The 2,296-nt window shown below is 41.0% G+C and carries 3 protein-coding genes; 2 read left to right on the top strand and 1 reads right to left on the bottom strand.

All coding sequences use genetic code 11. The features are described from left to right. The first annotated feature begins 131 nt into the window (after window positions 1-131). The gene (locus KI742_RS23150; RefSeq protein WP_285445314.1) at window positions 132-581 is read left to right on the top strand and encodes a GNAT family N-acetyltransferase; all 450 of its coding nucleotides are present in this window, start codon (window positions 132-134) and stop codon (window positions 579-581) included. 179 nt (window positions 582-760) lie between these two features. Here KI742_RS23150 and KI742_RS23140 read toward each other — a convergent pair whose 3' ends face one another. Continuing rightward, window positions 761-889 (bottom strand): hypothetical protein, encoded by a 129-nt coding sequence (locus KI742_RS23140; RefSeq protein ID WP_254915675.1) that lies wholly within the window; start codon window positions 887-889, stop codon window positions 761-763. A 290-nt stretch (window positions 890-1,179) separates the two neighbouring features. On the opposite strand from KI742_RS23140, the gene KI742_RS23135 reads away from it, so the two are divergent. Next, window positions 1,180-2,244, top strand: coding sequence for a hypothetical protein (locus KI742_RS23135; RefSeq protein ID WP_285386339.1), 1,065 nt, complete (start codon window positions 1,180-1,182; stop codon window positions 2,242-2,244). Window positions 2,245-2,296 lie beyond the last annotated feature (52 nt).

Below are 2,296 nucleotides of genomic sequence, written 5' to 3'. Positions count from 1 at the left end.
TGTTTAAGAGTGATTCGCAACGCGTGGCATTTTTACTATGCGTTGCGTTTAGTGTTTAAGGTGGTATTCGGGAGCTTCGGTATTGCGTTGCTCACACCTTAACAGGGCGTTATGAGCTAAGAGGTTTATCAATGAATTCGATTGAAAAAGCGAGTACAAGTGACATTGAAGCACTTCTAGATATTCAGGTCTCAGCATTCTCAACAGATCAAAAGCTCTGCGGTTCAGGTCCACCTGGCTATGATGACCATGAGTATCAACTCAAGGCAATGAAGCGCTACTCATATTATGTGATTAAGCATAAAAGCGATGTTGTTGGCGGGTTTTACTTTTCAGTGGAGCAGGACAGCCTCAAGCTATTAAGGCTTTTTGTAGCACCAACTCATCAAGGTCTGGGGATTGGTACATTTGCCCTTGATTTTCTTTTGGAGATAGCTCGACCCGGAACCGTTATAGAGCTGGAAACACCAATATTCAGCACTGCCGCACAGCGGTTTTACGAGAAAAATGGCTTCCGAAAAGCAAAGTTGATCGATTATGGTTCTAGTCAGTCATATCAATATAGTAAGAGTGTCACCTGAACACGCTCATAACAAACTGCTTAAGAGGGATTCGCAACGCGTGGCAATTTTGCTATGCGTTGATTTTAGTGCTTAAGGTGGTATGCGGCGGCTTTTGTATTGCGTTGCTCCCCCCCTTAGCAGGGCGTTATGTGCTAGGAAAATTAAAAGCAGCCTCGAAAGAAACTGCTTTGATTGCGTTAATCGCCTTTTTCGTGCTTGTGCTCTTTTAACTTTGGATGTTTTTTCTTATTTTCCTCGGTAACACGTTGTCGTTTATCAGGCGTTCCATCTTGGTTTGTTCTTTTAGGTCCAGTTTTTATACCCATTTTGTCTCCTTGATCGAAGTTGAATGTAACCAAAACTAAAGTATTAAAGCGGGTCGTATTCTAAAAGCATAAATAAGCAAAAAGTTGCATTTAATCACAAGTTACAACTGAAATAAGGTTGTTGATTACGCACATAACAAAGCATTCAAGAGGGATTCACAACGCTTGGCAGTTTTGGTTTGAATTGGCTTTAGTGTTTACGGCACAATGGTTCAGGTCGGGTGGTTTGCGTTGTTCACCCCTTAATGCGGCGTTATACCCTTTAGTTGAAAATTTTATATAGGTGGATCTTGGAAGATATCGAAATATACGAACTAGCAGGCAATGTTCTTTCAGCAATTACGGGAGACTTGAATGAGGGCGCTTATGGAAATTTGGGCGGGACGATAACTTTGTCGTGGAGTGAGGAACCTACTCTCAATGCATGGGCGGAGTCTAGCTCAAACGTAGATGAGCCTCCTCAGCATAAAATCGGCATACATTATGAGTTGGTTCGTCAGATATATAGGGATATTGAAGCGTTTTGTAGCTATTTAGATAGTGACATTGATAAACAAGTTCTCGACTTCTTGTTTCAAGATTTTGAACAACCAATAGAAATGCTGCCTTCAATATTTTCTAGTGAAGCTCACAGAAAAAATATGTTCATAGCGGCAATAACTTGGGTGTATTTCCATGAGTTAGGCCACTTAACTCAAGAACATGGGTATATTCGTAGTCAAAAATTGAACGTTGGAACAAAATTAATTGAAGAATGTTACGCTCAAGGTGGTGACCTGATTAAAGGAGAGACGGCTGCTTTGTATCATGCGACAGAAATGGCAGCAGACTTCGAAGCTATCATTTTTTGCCTAGGTGAACTGGTGCGTCATTTTAAAGGTGAAGACCTGAAAGCTTCAATTTACTTATTCATATGTGGGATATCGTCTGTACTTTATCGTTTCCATGGAAACAAAAGTTTGGCTTTAGATAGTGAGCCAGTCGGAACTCACCCCAACCCGCTAGTTCGACTTGAAAATGTTATTCCTCAAATTTATGAATTTCTGAGTATCCCAGAATTGCACCGTCATATTGGGATTGAATTAAATAGAAAAATGATGCTTGAACTATGTAACCAAGCATCGAGTGCGGCTGGCTTGTTTTGGTTGCGCAGACTGAATACAGCTTTCGATAAACCGGAAGACTATTTTTTATCGGGTAACTTGAATCGGGCTAATGGTAAGAGCTATATGAGAGCTATCATTGGTGCTTGGGATGAAGTTGAACCTACTATACGAGAACTTCGTCGGTTCGGCTCTTCTTTTGGCGTGTTGCAATTTTCTACTCATACTAGGCAGAGTGTAGTGGGGCAATAAAACGTTGAAAAACGGGTATAACAATCTGTTTAAGAGTGATTCGCAACGCTTG

This window comes from Vibrio sp. D417a, assembly GCF_030248595.1.
Lineage (GTDB): Bacteria > Pseudomonadota > Gammaproteobacteria > Enterobacterales > Vibrionaceae > Vibrio > Vibrio alginolyticus.
Note: the sequence above shows the minus strand (reverse complement) of the source record. Positions and strands in the feature narration are given on the sequence as shown.